1 protein-coding gene is annotated in these 983 nt (G+C 29.5%); it reads right to left on the reverse strand.

Features of this window, described 5'->3' with window-relative positions; all coding sequences use genetic code 11:
- A partial coding sequence (gene nhaA / locus ACTT9D_RS07425) for a Na+/H+ antiporter NhaA (protein WP_440931144.1) occupies positions 1 to 983 on the reverse strand: 983 nt, incomplete at both ends.

Here is a 983-nt window from a genome sequence, read left to right on the forward strand (position 1 = left end):
AAGAACCAGATAAAACACCTATCTTAACGCCATCTATATACTGAAGATTATCTACAAATGCTAAATTACCAACAAATAAACTCATAGTAAAACCAATACCAGTTAATATTGAAACACCATAAATACTTAACCAATTTGAATTATTTGGCATCTCTGCAAATTTAAATTTAATTGATATATAAGAAAAAAATAGAACTCCTATTTGTTTTCCAAAAAATAAACCGAGCAATATTCCTAATGGAACAGGATTTAATAATGCATTAAACGTTAATCCACTTAAGCTTACACCTGCGTTTGCAAATGCAAATATTGGCATAATGATAAATGCAACATATGGTGAAATAGCATGTTCAATTTTTACAAGTAATGAAAAATCTTTATCTCCAATTCTATGTGGAATAGTAGTTGCTAATAAAACTCCAGCAATTGTTGCATGTACTCCTGATTTATATGTGAAGTACCACATAAATAATCCAACTACCAAATAAGGTGTAAATATTTTGACTGAAAATTTATTTAATATTAATAAGATAATAAACGACAATAATATGAAACCTAAATTCATTATACTCAAATCACCAGAGTAAAAGAAAGCAATGATTAATATTGCTCCTAGATCATCAATGATTGCAAGGGCTGTTAAAAAAACTTTTAAAGATATTGGTACTCTTGAACCGAGTAAAGACAGAATACCTAAAGAAAAAGCTATATCTGTAGCGGAAGGGATTGCCCATCCATTAATTGTTTCTGCATTACCATAGTTAATAACAACATAAAATAAAGCCGGTATTACCATTCCGCCGACTGCAGCAATAATTGGAAGTAAAGCTTGTTTTAAATTAGATAATTCACCTTGCAAAAATTCTCTTTTTATTTCCAATGTTACAAAAAAGAAGAATATTGCCATTAAGGCATCGTTAATCCAATGATGAATAGAAAGTTTCAGTCCAAATTCATTTATTCCTGTCTCGGATACACATCTC

The sequence above is a fragment of the Candidatus Pelagibacter sp. genome (assembly GCF_052049815.1).
Lineage (GTDB): Bacteria > Pseudomonadota > Alphaproteobacteria > Pelagibacterales > Pelagibacteraceae > Pelagibacter.